Consider the following 18213-nt stretch of genomic DNA (forward strand, 5'->3'; position numbering starts at 1 on the left):
ATCCTTTTCGATGACGTTCCCCTGGCGCCGTTGCCATCTGGATACTGGTGTTTGACGAACCACACTCGGGTGCCCCGAATCTCGTCGGGGCACCCGAGCAGAATGGAGCGGGTAGTTCAGAGTGCCGCGACCTCGGAGACAGACAACGTGCCCTTGACGTACTCGACGGCCGGATCGTCGGTCCAGTGGACGATCGTGCGTCGGCGAAGCATCGCGCGGAACTGGCCGGTGGTGTTCTCCAGTACTTCACCGCTGCCCCAGTCGAGGATCACTCCGTATTGGCGCACGCAGTCCATCTCGTTGATCAGACCGGACTGGTACTCGGATGACACCTCGTGTGCGTCGCGTTCCATCCAGGCGTGCCGATTATTGCGAATGTAATTGCGAGCCTTTTCCGTTGCATCCGAGTCGATCTCGTACTCGAAGATCTCGGGATCGACCTCCTTGATCACCACGCCGTAGTCCTTCTCGGCCCGTTCGATACTCACGTAACCGTCGATCACGTCTTCGAGTACCGCATCGACCTCGCGTTGCAGCGGATCGCCCAGCCCACCGCCGCCGGCCGAAGGGCGGGTGAACTCGTCGCCGGACTTGATGGGAATCGCGGCGAAGATCGAGCCGAGATATCTCTCGTTCTCGGTTCCCTTGTTGAGCCACACACCGTGTGGAATTGACGGCAGTCCGCCCCACAATCCCCATGTGACAGACCGCTCACGGTCACAGCAGTAGGACATCACGGTCTTGCTACTCGCCCACAGTCGACCGCCCTTCTCTGCACCGAGGCCACCGCGGTACTTTCCGGGCCCACCGGAATCAGGAAGCAGATCATGACATGTGGTGAGCACCGGCGCCAGCCGCTCCTGTCCCTCGAAAGGCTGTGTACCGTACTGGACTCCGAACACCGCAGCCGATGCGTTGTAGCCGTCTGCGCCGTTTCGGGCGCCCCATCCGCCCATCATCCAGTCGTACCACATGAAATTGGGGCTGCCGTTCTCTCTCTCGTCCCGTCCGCCCACGAGTAGATACTCGAGGTTGAAGGTACAGGCCATCGCGCGTTCCGGCTGAATGTCGGACCAGATCTCGAATACCGAACTCATGATCTTCTCGAACGGCCCGGAACAGAATCCCGCGCACGGCGACGGCCAGTCCGCGTTGACCACTGATCCGAGCGGACCGAGGTCCGCTGTCACCACACGATAGAACCCGGAATTCAGTGGTATGTCCGGGAATTGCATCTTCGTACCCGCAACGATCCCGGCGAACGAACCACCGAATCCGGCGTTGAGCATCGACGAGATGGAAGCGTGGGAGTCACTCAGGTCGTAGTGAACCGTGTCGCCCTTGATAGTCATCTTCATCGTGACCGGGATGAGTCCTTCTCCCAATCCCGGATCCTGATCGATGTAGTCCTCTGTGTACCAGACACCGTCAGGCAGAGCGGCAATCTTGGCGCGCGTCAGATCTTCGACGTAGTCCTGGACCTCAGCCATGGCCGTCTTGATCGTCTCGACGCCGTATTTGTCGCACAGACGCTGAATTTCGCGCTCGGCGACCCGTGTGGCCTCCGCCTGCGCCTGCATATCGCCGATGATGTCGCGCGGGTTTCGTGTGTTCTTTGCGATGAGGTAGGCCACGTCCTCGAGGAAATGGTCCTTGCTCCACAACCTCGTCGGCGGGATACGCAACCCCTCTCCCATATGATCGAGCGCGTTGACGTTGAACGAGCCTGGTGTAGCACCGCCGACGTCGGCCCAGTGCCCGTTGGCCTGCGCGTAGCCGAGCAGTTCGCCCTGGTAATAGATGGGCCGGATGATGCGTGTGTCGTTGAAATGGCTTCCGCCCTCGTAGACATCGTTGATGACAAAGACGTCGCCAGGATGGATGTCGCCCTCGAACTGACGAATTACGGCCTTTGCCGTGTAGTGGAGCGTCCCGACGTGGGCTGCGATGTCGCCCGTTCCCTGCATAACGGTGTTGCCCTCGGTATCGCAGATGGCCGACGAGAAGTCACGCGAGTAGATGACAAAGGAATAGCAGGTTCGCAAGATCTGCTCTGCCATTTGGTCGACGGTGTTGATGAAGGCGTTCTTGAGAACTTCGAAGGTTACCGGATCCAGCGATGTAGTCATTTCATTTGCCCTTCGTATGAATTCGATTGCGGCCGATGGCAGATCATGCGGAGTATTCGAGGATGAGATTCCCCCAGACGTCGACGCGGGCAGTGGTCCGCGGCGGAACGACAGTGGTCGAATCCAACTGGTCGACGATGCACGGACCGGACAGAATCGCACCCGCGGGAAGATCTGCGCGGTCGTAGACCGGGGTTTCGAGTCGAGCCACCTCGTCGGGAAACAGGACGTGGCGCAATTCGGTCGGCACCGGGGTGAAATCGGCGGGATCAATCGGCTCGGCCGGCTTGACGTCAGCTCGCGGAGTAAGACCGATGGCACGCACCAGGATTCGGTAGATCTCCACACCGCCATCCTCGGCCGCAAAGTTGTGTTCCTTGAGGTGCGTAGCGTGGAACGTTGCCACAACCTCGTCGAGACTCTCAAGCGGAACGCTCACCGGGACAGCGATGGCGCGCCACTGCCCCAGATACCGCATGTCGAGGTAATACTCGAAAATCATGTCCTCCGCGTCGACGTGCTCGGCAGTCAGGCGTTCGCGTCCCTGCGCCTCCAGTTCCCGGAACGACTTGGCGAGGTGCCCGAGATCTGCTTCCGCGGCATCGGCCAGGTACATCTTGGTGAGATCGTGCTGAATGTCCACGAGCATGCAGCCCATCGCCGACGTCACTCCCGGGTGCGGCGGAATAATCACTGTCGGGATGCCAAGATCCTTGGCCAGGTAAGCCGCGTGCAGTGGTCCGGCCCCGCCGAATCCCACCAACGCAAAATCTCGTGGGTCATGCCCCTTGCGAATCGAGATGAGGCGGACAGCATCGGCCATGTTCGCGTTGGCCACCTTGATGATCGACTGTGCGGCCGTGTCGACATCCAGTCCGAGTGGCGAGGCGACCTTTTCGATTGCGTTGCGCGCCAGAGACTCGTCGAGTTCCTTGACTCCGCCTGCCAACTTCTTGCCGACTGTGCCCAGGACCAGATTGGCGTCTGTGTTGGTCGCGAAATCGCCTGCGGCGCCATAACACGCGGGCCCGGGCTCCGAGCCTGCGGACTGCGGTCCGTTGCGGAGTGAGCCGGCGTCGTCCAGCCAGGCGATCGAACCGCCACCGGCACCGATGGTGAGAACTTCGATGCTGGGGAAGCAGATCGGGTAACCGAACTCGACGCTCCACATGTTCGTCGTTCCGAGCACACCGTTATCCGTCAGCGACACATCGGTTGACGTTCCACCCATGTCGAAGCCGATCGAGTTCTCGTATCCACACATTCGCGCAATATGACGGCTGGCGATGGCACCAGCGGCAATGCCGGACGCAGCGAGTCGCACTCCGTACTTCTCCGCCATCTTCGGCGTCATCACACCGCCGCCGGAGTGCAGGAGCAGGACGTCGTTCTTGTATCCGTTCTCCTCGAGGCGCCCCTCCAGTGTTCGCGCATATGGCCCGATGATCGGCACCAACGCCGCATTCGCCACCGTGGTGGAAAACCGCTCGTACTCGAAGATCTCAGGGAGAACGTCACTCGAGGTCGTGATCGCGACACCCGGTAGCTCCTCGGCAAGTATCTCCGCCATACGGTTTTCGTGATCCGGATTGGTGAAGGAGTTGACGAAGCACACGGCCACGGTCTCGACGCCACGACGCTCGAGGATTCTCGCGACGTCGCGCGCCTGATCTTCGTCGAGGGTTTCGAGAACCGTACCGTCGTAACCGATACGCTCGCGCACCGTCATTCGGTGCCTGCGAGGCACAAACGGTTCAGCGACTTCCTGGTACGGATCCCAACTTTCACGGTCACCGCGACGAATTTCGATGACGTCGCGGAAACCCTCGGTAGTCACGAGCGCAATCTTGGGAAACTTGCGAGTGATGAGCGCATTGGTCGCGATCGTGGTTCCGTGCGAGAAGAACTCGACGTCCTCCCAGTTCACCCCTGCCTGCCTCATACCGGCCAGAACGCCTTCGATCGGGTCGGTCTGGGTCGGGTACTTCGCAGTGGTGATCCGCCCATCCTCGTGCTGGACGAACACATCGGTGAAGGTTCCACCGATATCGACCGCAGTGCGAATCTTCGCCGGCTTGCTGATGGCTTCGGTCATGTTGCCCTCCTCGGGATTGGTCACTGTCCGCCGACAACACAACTCTCCGGCGCCGAAGTGGACAATTGGCCTATCGACTAGGTGGAGGAACACACGTACTGGAGATTGATACAGGTCCAAGACACCGAAAATGCGTCTACCTGGCTGAACGACAAGGCGATTCACGTTACGACGAGGTATCCGACATTCCGATGAAACGTCCGGTCATCAAATCGCAACGCGCTGCCGTCCCGCCTCGAACACCATCGTGTGAAGTGCGGGAGCAGACCGTAGAGTGGGATCGACAGAGTGGGATCGACCGCCACCGCCGTGGCACCGCACGCGAGAAAGGAGCGGACGAGTGAAAATCGGAATGCTGTACTCACTCAGCGGGGCGCAGGCAGAGATGGAGAAGTCCATCCTCGACGGCGCCCTGGTTGCGGTTCACGAGGTCAACGCGAGCGGCGGGATCCTCGGCGAGGAACTGACATTCGCCGTGTTCGACGATTGCTCGGAAGTCGCGATGACGGGACATGGCATCAACCATCTGTGCCGCGAAGAGTCCGTCGACGTCATTGTCGGCGGATACACCTCAGCCAGTCGGGTCGCGATGCGCCCGGCGATCGAAGACAATCAATCGTTGCTGATGTACCCCACGTACTTCGAGGGTGAGGAGACCGATCCGCGCGTGTTCTATTGCGGCGCAGCACCGAACCAATACCTCGAAGACTATCTCGGCTGGATTGCCTGCACCCTCGGACGACGCGTCTACATCGTCGGTTCGGACTACATCTATCCCAGGGTGCTCGGTGAAGCGATTCGGCGGCTCGGCGAGCAACGGAACGTCGAGACCATCGGCAATTGGTACGCGCCGCTGGGCGAGACGTCCTTTGGCGCAGTCCTTGACGACATCAAACGCAAACGCCCCTCGGTGATCATCTGCAATCTTGTCGGACACGATTCGACCACGGCCTTCTACACTCAGTTCCACCAGGCTGGTTTCTCGTCTGATTCCCTACCCATCGCGGCCACCGCGACAACGGCGATCGACCTGGGGCACATGCCTGCCGAGATCAGCAACGGTCACTTCATGGCCGGCACGTACTTCGCCAGAATCGACAACCACATCAACGCGTCGTACCGGCAATCCTTGATCGACGTACGCGGCCAACACCGCACGCATGCAGCACAAGTGGGTGCCTACAATGCGGTTCATGCGCTGAGTCTGGCATCCGAACAGACCGCATCACTCGACCCTGCCGACCTCTCCGACGCGCTGCTCTTCGTTCGATTCGACGGAAACCCCGAGGGACTGCCGTTCTACTTCCGCAGCAATCACTACAGTGCGCACCCGTCGTACGTCGGTCGAGCGTCCGACGGTGACTACGACGTCATCGAAGAATTCTCACCCAGGCTCCCCGAACCCTGGTGGTCTGGAAGTGTCCCACTCCCCGTATCGAGATGACTCCCGTAGCGCAAGAGCGATATAGAAATCCGCGCGATCGGCCGTGGAGTGCACACCACGCCCCGTGAGGCGTTCAATTCGGTTCAGTCGGTAGCGAAGTGTGTTGATGTGGATACCCAATTCGGCAGCCGTGGCGCTCCATTGCCCGTCCAAAGCCAGAAACGTTCTGAGCGTTTCCAGATACTGTGAACCCTTGCTCTCGTCGTAGTCGACCACGGGCTTCAGCAGAGCGTTGTCGAGGACACTCACCAATCTGGGGTCGCTGGCGAGCAGAGTTGCGGCCATCGGTGCGGGGAGCGGAACCGAAGGGCTGTCCGGACCCGACGAGCGGGCGTGACGATCCGCCATCTGCCGGGCGCTGATCAAGCCCCGAACCAGATCGTCGCTGCTTCGCAGGACGCACGAACTCGTACCTATGGACAACGCGCCTTCGTGCCGCAGGGCGAACAGCTTTGCGAGCATATCGAGTTGTCCATCGAAACCTTCACTGCTGTCGATGGATTCGACAGCACCTCTCATCGTGACAAGCGCGTAGGCGTTGCCTTCGTATGATCCGGACACAGACGCGGCGGCACCTTGAAGCGCGAGATCCTGCAATCCGGCAACTACCGTATCGATCCGGCCTTCGGTCGCCTCTGGCACCACGACGGAGACGGCGCGAATACGGATTCCCGGTTCGAGCCCCAACGAACGTGCCCACGGATCGAGTGCGGCGGACGCAACATTTGCCTGAACCAGTTCGCGTATCAGTGCATTCTCGGACTGCGCTCGTGCCGCCCTGGTGACCTCCAGCGCATGGAGGCGGGCGTCGATCTGTCCGGCAAGCTTGCCCACGCGGCGCGTTTCCCACTGCACGCGGTTCGGATTCACCAGCACCAGAGCGTGGCCGGACCGGGGCAACATGAGATGAAGTCCCGCTGCATCACTCGGGGCACCCTCCAGCGAAGTCGGTTTGCGGGAAAGAATCTTGATCGGAAAATCCGCGGCGGGCACGATCGATCCAGTGATGACACACCCCTGCATCACTACCCACACGGTGACACCACTCTTCCCGACGAATTCGTCGAGGAGGTCCTGCACTGCCTCCGAGTGCGAATCCTGTTTCGGCACTCCAGCGGGTTGTGACGTGAGTGTCGCACTGAGTTGACCGAAGAGCATGTCCTTGGGCAGGAGAAACACCGGCATCGATTGGCGCACACACTCGGTCACGAATTCCGGAGGGAGATCGAAGTCGTCGTTGTCGACGACTACACCAACGCCTCCTCCCGACCGCATCTGGGCGAGAAGCGATTCCGGTGCAGACAGCGAGGGCCACGTCCCCGCGGGGACGTACACCACGCAGCCCGCCTCGAAATCGATGCCCGACGCCGAGTCGATTTCGCAAAAGGTGCTGACGGAGTTATCTCGCGCTTTCTCGACAGCCCCGGGCGTGAGGGATCGAAGGCCCGCACGATCGACAAGATCGCCTACCGTGGCCAACGTACCTCCCTCCCAGCGTCGAGGTCATGTGCCCGATTATGAAGCCACACATCGGTTTTCTCGACCGCTGGAGAGCACCCGAGCGCCTATTACAGTGTGGCCTTGGACACAGCCTCCCGATATTGCAGGTGCGATCGCAATGCGGCGTCGACTACCGATATTGCGTTGTCGTTGACCTGATGAGTACGCAGCGCGATGCCGATCTTGCGGGCCGGCGGATCTTCGAGCTCGAGAACACGAACTTCGCCAGGCAATTCGGGACGGCCCAGACGGGGCACCAGTGCGAGCCCGAGACCCGCGGCTACGAACGGGACATGCAGCGCGAAGTCGGAAATTTCTGCGGTGATTCGTGGCCGATGACCATGCAGGGCGAACATGTGGATGAGCCATGAATGACAAATCGTGCCCGCGCCGGTGGACACCCAACTGTATGTCGCGAGGTCTTCGAGTCCAGGCGACTGGGCAAGTGAATGGTCTCGGTGGCAAATTACGTCGGCAACGTCGTCGACCAGATCGTCGGCAGTATTGTCGGCAAGGGGACTCACTGTGATCGCCGGATACACCGGCGCCTGCTGCCCTTGCCAATGATGTGTGACCGCAATGTCTACCATCCCGGCTGACAGGGCGTGATACGCCTCGCCTGGGTCCATCTCGGCGAGTGAACAGGTGAGCTCCGGGTGTTGATCCTGAACTTCGGCTATCGCCGTCAGCGCACCGTGCCGGATGGCGGTCGTAAATGCGGCGACACGCACATGGCCCACAACTTGTGACTCACGACCGGACGAAACACCGAGAATGGCCTCCAACCGACTCAACACCGGACCTGCCTCGTCGAGGAGCGCATGAGCCTCGGGCGTCAGAGCCACTCTGCGCCCCGTGGGCGTCAACAAGGATCGACCCGTCGCCTTTTCGAGTCGCTTGAGCTGCTGGCTGACCGCGGACGGACTCAGCCGCAGAACTGCAGCGGCAGCCGTCACTGTCCCATGCTCTTTGACCGACTGGAGCGCGCGCAGCGTGGCTAGTTCATCCATGAAGCAATCCTTCACGAAATAGTTCTCGAATATGCGATGGACGTGGACAGTGCTCACACCGGAAACTAGTCGAAGTCCACAAACGAGTACAGAGGAGAGAACATGCTGCCCATCGCGTCCGTAGTCGGGATCGGGCTCATCGCGCTGGGAATGGTGCTGACCCCCGGCCCGAACATGGTCTACCTCGCGTCGCGCTCCATCTCACAAGGCAGGCGCGCGGGATTGGTCTCGCTGGGCGGCGTCGCTCTGGGATTTGTCTTCTACCTGGGTGCATCCGCTGCAGGACTGTCCGCGCTGTTCGCGGCGGTCCCGGCCGCATATACGACCGTCAAACTCGTCGGCGCCGTCTACCTGGCATATCTCGCGTGGAACATGCTGCGACCAGGCGGGCGCTCACCGTTCGAGGCACGAGAACTCGACGCTCACTCCCCTTTCCGGTTGTTCGCCATGGGATTGGTGACAAACATCTTGAATCCCAAGATCGCGCTGATGTATGCGGCACTCGTCCCTCAGTTCGTGCACCCCGAAAACGGACCGGTGCTAGGTCAATTCCTCCAGTTGGGACTAGTTCAAATCACCGTTGCTGTGGCGATCAACGGAGCAATAGTTCTCGCTGCGTCATCGGTCTCCGAGTACCTTCGTCATCATCCTCGGGTCATGGCAGCCCAGCGCCTCGTCACCGGGGCACTTCTGAGTGCGTTTGCCGTCAAGGTTGCCGCAACGTGAATCTGCGCTGTGGCAACTCACTTGAATTTCCAACAAAATGCCTTGGGGGGTGGCGAGCGGGGGCTTTCAGGGACCATCATCGATAGGTGAGTTTCGTCGGATTTTCCACGCGACGTGCACAGGTGGATCGATGTAGTCCATGACCGATGTCGACCCCTTCGCGACGCAATTCGACGCGACAGGTTCGGTCGCGGCGGAATTGTCTGCGTCCGGGTTCGAGGACGCTACCGAGATCGGCCGTGGAGGTTTCGGCGTCGTCTACCGCTGTCGGCAGCCGTCGCTCGACCGGACCGTGGCAGTAAAGGTTCTCACCACCGACCTCGACGAGGAGAACCGCGCACGGTTCTTTCGAGAGCAGCGCGCAGCAGGCCGACTGACCGGACATCCCAACATCGTGAATGTTTTTCAAACCAGCGTCACCGGTAGCGGACGGCCCTTCATCGTCATGCCGTACTACGCCCAAGATTCCCTCGACACCCTGATCCGACGGCACGGACCGCTCCCACTAGGTGAAGCACTGCGCCTCGGTGTGAAGATTGCCGGCGCCTTGGAGTCCGCGCACCGACTCGGCATCCTGCATCGAGATGTCAAGCCCGGAAACATCCTGCTCACCGATTACGGTGAACCGGCGCTGTCCGACTTCGGCATCGCTCATTTTGCCGGTGGATTCGAAACTGGCACAGGCATTGTCACGGGTTCACCGGCCTTCATTGCGCCCGAAATCGTGACCGGCGGGCCGCCGAGTTCCGCAGCGGATGTCTATGGTCTCGGCTCTACGTTATTCGCCACACTGACCGGACACGCTGCTTTCGAACGTCGCAGTGGTGAACGACTGGTCGCCCAGTTCCTGCGAGTTACGTCGGAGCCTGTTCCGAACCCACGCGAGTTCGGCATCCCGGACGACGTCGGCGCTCTCATCGAAAGAGCCATGTCCGCCAACCCGGGAACCCGCCTGTCGTCACAGGAGCTAGGACAACAACTCCGCGAAGCACAACGCCGCCACGATCTGCCTGTCGATGAAATGTCCTTGTACTCCGAACCTGCACGCACGCAATCCGTCCCATCGCCCACAGCACAGGGTCATCCGCAAAACGAGTACCCCGAAAAAAGTATTCCTCCGCCAACGGATCGCACCGGGGGACTCCCGCTCGAGCTGACCAGTTTTGTCGACCGCCGTACCGAACTCGCCACGGCCAAGAACCTACTGACGACCGCGCGACTGGTGACATTGACCGGAATCGGTGGTGTGGGAAAGACTCGACTCGCATTTCGGATCGCCGCCAAGACACAACACAGTTTTGCCGACGGCGTCCGGCTGGTGGAGTTGGCGGAGCTGCAGGAGCAATCGCTGCTCCCAGGTGTTGTGGCACGCACCCTGGGGATACAAGACCGGTCTGCGAAGCCCGTCCGGGAGATGGTTGCCGAGTTCCTCGCTCAACGAGAGCTTTTGCTGGTACTCGACAATTGCGAACAGGTAGTTACTGCAGCGGCGCAGCTATCCGAATTTCTGCTACGCGCCTGCCCCGACCTGAAGATTCTGGCGACGAGCCGCGAACCACTCGGAGTCGGAGGAGAGTCGATTCTCCTTGTCCCCCCACTACCGGTCCCCGATCCCGACAACCTACCGAAGGGCGCGCCGAGTAACGATGCCGTGCGACTGTTCGTCGATCGCGCCACCGGAGTTGTGCCGGGCTTCGAACTCACGCAGGACAATAAAGTCGCCATCGCGTCGATCTGTAGGCAACTGGACGGGCTCCCGCTACCGATCGAGTTGGCAGCGGCGCGATTGCGGGCGATGTCGCCCACACAAATCCTGCAGCGACTTTCCGAGCGATACGCCTTGTTGACCAGTGGAAGCAGGGACGCACCGTCAAGGCAACAGACATTGCGAATGTGCATCGACTGGAGTTACGACCTGTGCACTCCGATGGAGCAAGCAGTGTGGGCGCAACTGTCGGTGTTCTCCGGTGGATTCGAACTCAAAGCCGCAGAACAGATTTGCGACGGAGAGCTGACACCGACGGACGTGCTCGACGCCGTGACGTTTCTGGTCGACAAGTCGATACTGATCCGTGAAATGTCGGACAACACCGTGCGTTTCCGGATGCTGGAGACAATCCGCGACTACGGGCGACAGAAGGCACAAGAAGCCGGAGAGCATGAGTACACGGAACTTCGTCGCCGACACCGCGATTGGTTCGAAGCTCTGGCGCTCGCAGCAGATACCGACTGGATCAGCCCTCGGCAGATCGAGTTGATCACCACTATCGCTCGGGAAAAGTCCAATCTGCGGGAGGCTTTGGAGTTCTGTGTGTCCGACAGTCCTGAAATCGGCACTCGGATCACAACGGCCCTGTTTTCCTATTGGCTCGCTCGTGGCGCAATCACCGAAGGCCGTCAATGGTTACGGAGATTCAGCGAATATCGAATGGGCCCGCCAACCATCGGGCGTGCCAGGGCAATTCATGCCGGAAGCCTCTTGTCTGGGGTCCAGGGAGATATTCAAACATCAGAAGCACTCGTCAAGGAGGGGCGAGTCCTCGCCGGCCAATCGACCGACCCGCTGATCAACGCCTATCTCCAGCATGCAGAGGGCTATCTTGCCTTGTTCAACGAGGATCTTGCCGAGTCGTGTATCCACCTCGAAAAGGCTGCTCAGTTGTTCACCGAACAGAAGAACCTGCCCTTCCAGGTAACTGCCTTGCTTACCCTCGGCATGACACTCGACCTGATGGATGACACCGACCGAGCAATCGAATACAACGAACGCGCACTTGCCATTACCGAGGAACACGGCGAAACGGTGTATCGGACGTACGTCCTGTGGACGCTGGCTGTTGCGGCCTGGAAGCACGGCGATGGCGATCGGGCATCTCGACTACTGAAGCAGGCATTGCGATTGGGCCGCAACCTCAATGACCGGTTGAACGCCAGCGTGTGCCTGCAAGCATTGTCGTGGGTCGCGACCGACAGCAAGGATGCCCGACGCGCAGCCATGTTGATGGGCGCCGCTGAGAAAGCGAGCAGGTCCGTCGGAGGTTCGTCTGTTGTCGTGCCGAGCATGGCCGTCTTCCAAGACGATTGTGAACGCAAAGTCAGACTCGCGCTGGGCGAGCGAGCCTTCAACAATGCGCGTAGCAAAGGCGCCGACCTTCGGTTCCGCGACGCTGTCGACTACGCACTGGGCGAGGAACGCACCAGCCCGCGAAGTTCCACTAACGGCCCGTCGAGCAGGCCGACAAAACGCGAACTCGAAGTCGCCGCGCTGGTGGCTGACGGTCTCACCAACAAGGAGATCGCAGCCCGCTTGGTGATCTCGCCGCGCACCGCGCAGGGCCACGTCGAGCATCTACTGGTGAAGCTCGGCTTCACCTCGCGCACACAAGTTGCCGCATGGTTTGCGGAATCGAAAGGCGATAGCCCAGAACCGAAGTAGGTGCCGTGCAGTCAAATTCCCTAAGTGGAGAGGACGGCAGCTAGAGCCTTCAGCTGTTCGCGGCGGTAGTTACGCGCCGGGGTCGATCGGGCTTCGATCTGATCGAAGCCGTGGTAGGCACCTGGTACCTCGAACAGTGTGCACGGAACGCCGGCGTCGATGAGCCGCTTGGCGTAGTTGAAGTCTTCGTCGTAGAACAAGTCGTGTGTTCCGACGCCGATCCACGTCGGCGGGAGTCCCGTGAGATCTTCGTACCGTGCGGGCGCGGCCAACGGCGGCACATCCGTGATCGACGATCCGAGATACGCGCTCCATCCGTAGCGGTTACTGCGGGGACTCCACACCCTGAATCGGCTCTCGTCGAAGTCTGTTCGTTTGGTTGTCCGGTCATCGAGCATGGGATACGACAACAACTGGAATGCGGGCAGCACCTCACCGCGTTCTTTGGCCAGCAGAGTCAGAGCAGCGGCCAAGCCCCCACCGGCGCTCTCCCCCACGACAGCGATTCGGCTCGCGTCGACGTCAGGTTGATCCGCCAACCACCGCAGTGCGCGGTAGCAGTCCTCCAAGGGGGCAGGATACGGATGATGCGGTGCGAGCCGGTACTCCACCGACGCTGCAACAGCACCCAATTGCGCGGCGATGTTCCGGCACATTCCATCCCCCATCGCTGCGCTGCCGATGAGATATCCACCGCCATGGATGAAGAGCACACCTGGCCTGGGGATTTCGGGCGCGGTGGGTCGGAATACCCGGACTGAAACACTCGCGTCGCAGCGGACAACTTCCCCACCTTTTGGCGGCACCAGGGCTCCTAATCCGGTGAGTCGACGGAGGAGTCCCGCAGTGCGCCGAGTGATCACGGTGCGTGGCAGGAATCGTGCGAGCTTCAATGCGGGGTCGAAATCCGTCGCAACCCGATCCGAGGTCATGGCATGTTCGCTTTCCGTCGACGTGTTCAACGAAACTATCGCGATTGCGACACCCTAGGCGGAAAACAACATGATTCAACAACCTGTGTAGTGGCCCGTCCGGACATCCAGGCAACCTGTTGGGGGTTAACGCCAGTACCTGTCACCTCCGCCAAAACATCCCTACGGTGAAAACATGCCTGAAAATACGATCGCCCTGAACAACGGCGTGGAAATGCCGGCCATCGGGCTGGGCGTTTTCCAAACCCCACCGGATGTCACGGTTTCCGCCGTCGAGTCGGCCCTTCGCACCGGCTACCGGCACATCGATACTGCCGCCGCGTACTTCAACGAACGTGAGGTCGGAGAAGGTATCAAGCGTTCCGACGTCAACTCCGACGAGGTGTTCATCGAGACCAAGGTCTGGATCAGCGACTACGGTTTCGACACCACCCTCCACGCGTTCGACAAGGCGACGGGCAAGCTCGGCGTCGACCAACTCGACCTTCTTATCTTGCACCAGCCGCTGTCCAACCGTTTCGACCTGACCCTCGACGCCTACCGGGCGCTGGAGAAGCTACTCGCCGACGGCAAGGTCCGGGCCATCGGAGTCAGCAATTTCATGCCCGCACACCTCGACCGACTCTTGGCCGAGACAACCGTCGTACCAGCCGTGAATCAGATCGAACTTCACCCGTACTTCCAGCAGAAGGAACTGCAGCGCCTCCACGCCGAGCACGGCATCGTGACGCAGGCCTGGTCGCCGATCGGCGGCATCACCTCCTACGGTGGCGGCGAGAAGAGCACCTTCGACGATCCGACTTTGCTTGATATTGCTGTGCAGCATGGTAAGTCCGCAGCCCAGGTGATGCTGCGGTGGCATCTGCAGCAAGGTCGCTCCGCTATCCCGAAGTCGACAAAGCCAACCCGCATCGCCGAGAACTTCGACGTCTTCGACTTCGACCTCACCAGCGACCAGCTTGCTGCGATCGATGCCCTCGACACCGGCGTACGCGGTGGACCCGATCCCGACAGCATCACACTCGAGAACTACGGCCGGGAGATCCCCGAGGCCTGATCTAGCGCTAGCCTAGTGGCGTGTGCCGATTCAGGCACCTACGCGGTCTGCTGCCTTGTTGTGACCTTCTTGACGAGCACAATGAGCGCAGCAGTACATCGTGTCTTCCGCTTCGATTCCATGTCCGAGAATGCGGCATCCACAGTGCGCGCACTGTGGTGCCATTGCCTGGGCGGCGCATTCGAAGCTGTCGAAGGTGGCAGTGCGTTCGCCACGCGTGACTGTAAACGTCTTGTCGTACTCGTTACCGCACGTTTCGCAGGTAGCCATGAGCGTCTCCTTCGTCAGAAGCCGTCAGTGCTCTCGACGGCATGTCTGATCGTGGTACCCAGACTCGGTCCGACGTATCCTCTATGGAAGCTTCACCCCCAGTAACACTGGGACCAAATCGCTTTCACACCAACGGTCGAGGAACCGAGCGATTTCGACCCACTGTCCGCGCGGTGAGAACTCCGAGAACGCATTCGATCCGGTCGGTCGATTTCGTCGGCGAACTCGAGCCCACACGGTTCGCCGGAAGGAGATCGGGTACCTCCTGAAAATGACGACACGACCACCCCGGCATCCACCTCCCCCCGTCTCCACCCACGACAGGTCCAGCATGGACGATCTGTTGCAGACTATGACGCGAGCGGTGAACACACTGGCAAGAGCTGAAATTCGATTTGCTGTTGCGGGCGGTTGTGCCGTGTATGCACGCGGCGGACCACCATCGGGGCACGATGTCGATATCTTCCTGCGCAAGCAGGACGTGACTCCGGCATTGCACGCACTACGCGAGACCGGAATGAAACCGGTTAACCCGCCCGAGGATTGGCTGGCAAAGGTGTACGACAGCGACGTACTCGTCGACCTTATTTTCTCTGCCTCAGGGCGCGACATCACTGACGAGTTCCTGGACCGGGCAACGTCTATGCGGGTCGGCTCCGCTGTCGCACCCGTCGTCGGCGCGACGGACTTGATGATCGACAAACTGAACGTCCTCGATGCTCATCGTTGCGACTTCGTTCCCATGCTCCAGATCGCGCGCGATTTACGAGAGCAAGTCGACTGGCCGGAAGTTGTCGACCAGACACGAGCCTCGCCGTATGCGCGGGCCTTTCTTGGGCTCCTCGACGATCTCGAGATTGCTGCGACAAAATAGGCAAGCGAATGGAGGCAGGGAGGATGAAGGCAGAAGAGCAACTTCCGCAATACCTGGCGGCACACATCAGACGAGCTTTCGCCGAAGATCCACGAACATCGGAACTCGGTGTGCGGGTGACGATTCGAGGATCGAAGATCTACCTCAGCGGTGAAGTGAACAGTCTCGCCCGAAAGCGGGAACTAGAATCGGTAGTCACGGAGTTGGCCCCCGACATTACCGTCTGCAACGACATCCATGTCGTGAGTTCCGCTGAACCACAATCTGATTACGAGGACTTACAGTGATCCGGGTCGCCGCGGTCGGCGATGTGCATCTCGGCGCAGATTCACACGGCGAGTTGCGGCCTGCACTCGACATGGTATCCACCCACGCGGACGTCTTGTTGCTGGCCGGCGATCTCACCCGACATGGAGGCCGGGATGAGGCGAAGGTTGTTGCCGACGAGTTCGCAGACCTGGGAATCCCGGTAATCGCCGTGCTCGGAAATCACGACTACCACAGCAATGCTGTCTCAGACATTACGGATACGCTTACCGCGCAAGGGATTTCTGTACTGGAAGGCGAATCTGTCACCATCGACATTGCCGGACAAACATTGGGGATCGCAGGCACCAAAGGATTTGGTGGTGGATTCGCCGGTAAATGCGCCAGCGTGTTCGGAGAACCACAAATGAAGGAGTTCGCCGGCCATACCGTCGACGTCGCCGAACGCTTCCGATCAGCGGTGTCTTCGCTCCAGGCAGATATACGCGTCGCACTACTGCACTACTCGCCGATCAGCGACACCCTGCACGGTGAACCGCCCGAGATCTACCCCTTCCTCGGGTCGTATCTCCTCGGCGAACCTATCGACGAGTTTCAACTCGATCTGGCACTCCACGGGCACGCTCACGCCGGAACCGAGCGTGGCACAACCCCTGGCGGGGTGAGGGTGCGCAATGTTGCACAACCAGTTATCCGAGCAGCCTATGCCGTATACGGTCTCGGGACGGCGGACTCCTGACCCCGAACCGAGGGGAGTCAGGTCATCCCGGGCAGGCGGGGGTGACCATGTCGTAGATCCGTTCTGCTTGATCCTGAGTGGGTTCATTGCCGTTGTGTGCAGCGAGCGTTCGGATTTCATCCGTGACCTGCTGCTCGTCCACTCCGTTCCCAATGTCGTCGCAGGACTGGAGAACGATGAGCTCGATGCTGCTGTCGTCGCGATCTTGCGTCAGTTCCGAGTAGCCGGCTCGAAAGGCGACAACAAACGACGCAAGTTTTGCTTGATCGATCATTCCCAGATCAGTCGGTGACGCCGTCGGCTCACTCTCATCTGTTCTCTGCGCCGGCGATCTGGTGGTTTGCTGCGTAGCGTAATCATTACCGTCACCGGTGGATTGGTCGGTATCGTCACTACCGCACGCGACGGCAGAGACAACAGCGCCGACGATCGCGACGGATGCAATGGTCTTGTTCATGTCTTCTTCTCCTCGATTCGCGATTCGTGATCGCCTGGTCAACGAGTGCGGTCGTGTGACGATTCGGTGATCGGCAATGACGTGACTACCGCCTTGTCCACGTGCACCTCCGGAGACAGCACTTGGAGTGGAAGATCGTTCTGAGGATCGGGTACCGCGGAGAGATGCTGAAGGATGACACCTTCGCGTAGTGCCCATGGGCTCACATCGATCGAATCGACATCGAGGGCGTAGAGCGTCTCATCGGCCACGATCGCACCTGCAAGAATCTGGTGAGCGCGCGATCGCGCCACGCCTTGCAGTTTGGCGCGACGATCGGTCGTCATTGTCGCCATCCGTGCGACCAAACCGTGAAGGTCCCTGCGCGACAATGTTCGTCGCACAAACGGTCCTTTTCGCTGCGGCGGCGCTCCGGCCAATCGCGCCAATTGTTTGAAGGTCTTGGACGTACCGACAACCCGCTGCGGTTTCCCTTCCCACAGAGGATGATCCGCTGTCTCACGCAGGGAGGAACGTACGTACCGACACAGTTCTATAGGTCAAACGCGCCTCCTGCAAGCCGGTCAGGAGTTGTGGGCGTAATCCACACTCAGCTGCCACACGATCCAGAACTTCCTCCCGGTTCGCCGCATCCCGGATGGCAGCAGTGACAAAGAGATAGATCTGATCAACCTCGTAATGCGGCGCAGCCTCCAGCGACTGCGTCACCGCGTCGCACACCCGCTCTATTCCGTTGCCGTCCAGACACTGGCTTGCATCGATCGACTCAGCCAAACCTGTCGCGGCTTTCAGTGCATGCAGCGGCAGTGGCGGCGCCCCAGCAGTAGCTTCCACGATCTGAAGCTGCGCATAATTCGATCCGACATCGAGAACACCGAGCCGCATGCGTTAACGAGTACCCCGAACACGAGAGCCAAACCAAACATCCGAGCCCGTTTCGACTCAGCAATCCAGGAGTAGTACCTGCTGCACGGTCCCTGCAAAATACCAATACTTCGGCCAACACCGTGAAACACCTAGCGATGCCTGAACATCGGTGAAAATGCCGTGGTCGGGCCTAGGACAATCGGTGAATGGCGGTCTATCAATGCCTTGCCGACATCATCTGCCCGGCGGACGTCAGCGCGGTGGCCGTCGCCGCTTGCTCCGAACCGAACTCCCGAAAGGCTCTGTTGCTCAGGTTATCGACCGCGACGGACGTCCTTGTACGGGAGATCCCGGTCGGCCGAGTACTCACGCGGCATCCCGAGTACTCGCTCCGCGATGATATTGCGGGC

At 60.2% G+C, this 18213-nt stretch carries 17 protein-coding genes; 8 read left to right on the top strand and 9 right to left on the bottom strand.

Going from position 1 to position 18213, the window contains the following annotated elements:
* Positions 1–116: 116 nt before the first annotated feature.
* Positions 117–2129, bottom strand: a complete 2013-nt coding sequence (locus tag EEB13_RS29525) for a hydantoinase B/oxoprolinase family protein (RefSeq protein WP_141486886.1) — start codon at positions 2127–2129, stop codon at positions 117–119.
* Between the two features lie 43 nt (positions 2130–2172).
* The gene (locus EEB13_RS29530; RefSeq protein WP_141486887.1) at positions 2173–4224 is read right to left on the bottom strand and encodes a hydantoinase/oxoprolinase family protein; all 2052 of its coding nucleotides are present in this window, start codon (positions 4222–4224) and stop codon (positions 2173–2175) included.
* 340 nt (positions 4225–4564) lie between these two features.
* Between EEB13_RS29530 and EEB13_RS29535 the strand changes: the two genes are divergently transcribed.
* Complete coding sequence (locus tag EEB13_RS29535; protein ID WP_257013260.1) at positions 4565–5668, top strand: transporter substrate-binding protein; 1104 nt, start codon at positions 4565–4567, stop codon at positions 5666–5668.
* On the opposite strand, the gene EEB13_RS29540 is transcribed toward EEB13_RS29535, so the two are convergent.
* Both EEB13_RS29540 and EEB13_RS29545 read right to left on the bottom strand, forming a co-directional pair.
* Positions 5609–7147, bottom strand: coding sequence for a PucR family transcriptional regulator (locus EEB13_RS29540; RefSeq protein ID WP_141486888.1), 1539 nt, complete (start codon positions 7145–7147; stop codon positions 5609–5611). The genes EEB13_RS29535 and EEB13_RS29540 overlap by 60 nt on opposite strands.
* Before the next feature lie 89 nt (positions 7148–7236).
* Entirely contained in the window at positions 7237–8178 is a 942-nt protein-coding gene (locus EEB13_RS29545) for a LysR family transcriptional regulator (protein ID WP_141486889.1), read from the bottom strand.
* 102 nt (positions 8179–8280) lie between these two features.
* On the opposite strand from EEB13_RS29545, the gene EEB13_RS29550 reads away from it, so the two are divergent.
* Both EEB13_RS29550 and EEB13_RS29555 read left to right on the top strand, forming a co-directional pair.
* Positions 8281–8904: a LysE family translocator gene (locus tag EEB13_RS29550; RefSeq protein ID WP_033233756.1), complete on the top strand. Its 624-nt coding sequence runs from the start codon at positions 8281–8283 to the stop codon at positions 8902–8904.
* Between the two features lie 139 nt (positions 8905–9043).
* On the top strand, positions 9044–12340 hold the full coding sequence (locus EEB13_RS29555; protein ID WP_141486890.1) for a protein kinase domain-containing protein: 3297 nt from the start codon (positions 9044–9046) through the stop codon (positions 12338–12340).
* A gap of 20 nt (positions 12341–12360) precedes the next feature.
* Here the strand turns inward: EEB13_RS29555 and EEB13_RS29560 are convergent, their stop codons facing one another.
* A complete protein-coding gene (locus tag EEB13_RS29560; protein WP_141486891.1) occupies positions 12361–13272 on the bottom strand; it encodes an alpha/beta hydrolase in 912 nt (303 codons plus the stop codon).
* A 175-nt stretch (positions 13273–13447) separates the two neighbouring features.
* On the opposite strand from EEB13_RS29560, the gene EEB13_RS29565 reads away from it, so the two are divergent.
* On the top strand, positions 13448–14329 hold the full coding sequence (locus EEB13_RS29565) for an aldo/keto reductase (protein WP_141486892.1): 882 nt from the start codon (positions 13448–13450) through the stop codon (positions 14327–14329).
* A gap of 30 nt (positions 14330–14359) precedes the next feature.
* On the opposite strand, the gene EEB13_RS29570 is transcribed toward EEB13_RS29565, so the two are convergent.
* Positions 14360–14599: a hypothetical protein gene (locus tag EEB13_RS29570; protein WP_084702548.1), complete on the bottom strand. Its 240-nt coding sequence runs from the start codon at positions 14597–14599 to the stop codon at positions 14360–14362.
* A 331-nt stretch (positions 14600–14930) separates the two neighbouring features.
* Between EEB13_RS29570 and EEB13_RS29575 the strand changes: the two genes are divergently transcribed.
* The 3 genes from EEB13_RS29575 to EEB13_RS29585 are packed head-to-tail and all read left to right on the top strand — an operon-like array spanning position 14931 to position 16479.
* Complete coding sequence (locus tag EEB13_RS29575; RefSeq protein WP_033233761.1) at positions 14931–15473, top strand: nucleotidyltransferase; 543 nt, start codon at positions 14931–14933, stop codon at positions 15471–15473.
* Positions 15474–15496: 23 nt separating this feature from the next.
* Positions 15497–15760, top strand: a complete 264-nt coding sequence (locus tag EEB13_RS32150; protein WP_141486894.1) for a BON domain-containing protein — start codon at positions 15497–15499, stop codon at positions 15758–15760.
* Positions 15757–16479, top strand: coding sequence for a metallophosphoesterase (locus tag EEB13_RS29585; protein ID WP_222839824.1), 723 nt, complete (start codon positions 15757–15759; stop codon positions 16477–16479). Before EEB13_RS32150 ends, EEB13_RS29585 begins: the two co-directional genes overlap by 4 nt.
* A 22-nt stretch (positions 16480–16501) precedes the next feature.
* Here EEB13_RS29585 and EEB13_RS29590 read toward each other — a convergent pair whose 3' ends face one another.
* The 3 genes from EEB13_RS29590 to EEB13_RS32160 are packed head-to-tail and all read right to left on the bottom strand — an operon-like array spanning position 16502 to position 17821.
* On the bottom strand, positions 16502–16936 hold the full coding sequence (locus EEB13_RS29590; RefSeq protein ID WP_141486895.1) for a hypothetical protein: 435 nt from the start codon (positions 16934–16936) through the stop codon (positions 16502–16504).
* Between the two features lie 38 nt (positions 16937–16974).
* The gene (locus EEB13_RS32155) at positions 16975–17472 is read right to left on the bottom strand and encodes a hypothetical protein (RefSeq protein ID WP_315985041.1); all 498 of its coding nucleotides are present in this window, start codon (positions 17470–17472) and stop codon (positions 16975–16977) included.
* Positions 17435–17821, bottom strand: a complete 387-nt coding sequence (locus EEB13_RS32160; RefSeq protein WP_261984676.1) for a Ppx/GppA phosphatase family protein — start codon at positions 17819–17821, stop codon at positions 17435–17437. The genes EEB13_RS32155 and EEB13_RS32160 overlap by 38 nt, the downstream gene beginning before the upstream one ends.
* Positions 17822–18009: 188 nt before the next feature.
* On the opposite strand from EEB13_RS32160, the gene EEB13_RS31830 reads away from it, so the two are divergent.
* A partial coding sequence (locus EEB13_RS31830; RefSeq protein WP_222839825.1) for a hypothetical protein occupies positions 18010–18213 on the top strand: 204 nt, incomplete at its 3' end.

This window comes from Rhodococcus sp. WS3 (genome assembly GCF_003797085.1).
Classification (GTDB): domain Bacteria; phylum Actinomycetota; class Actinomycetes; order Mycobacteriales; family Mycobacteriaceae; genus Rhodococcus_F; species Rhodococcus_F globerula.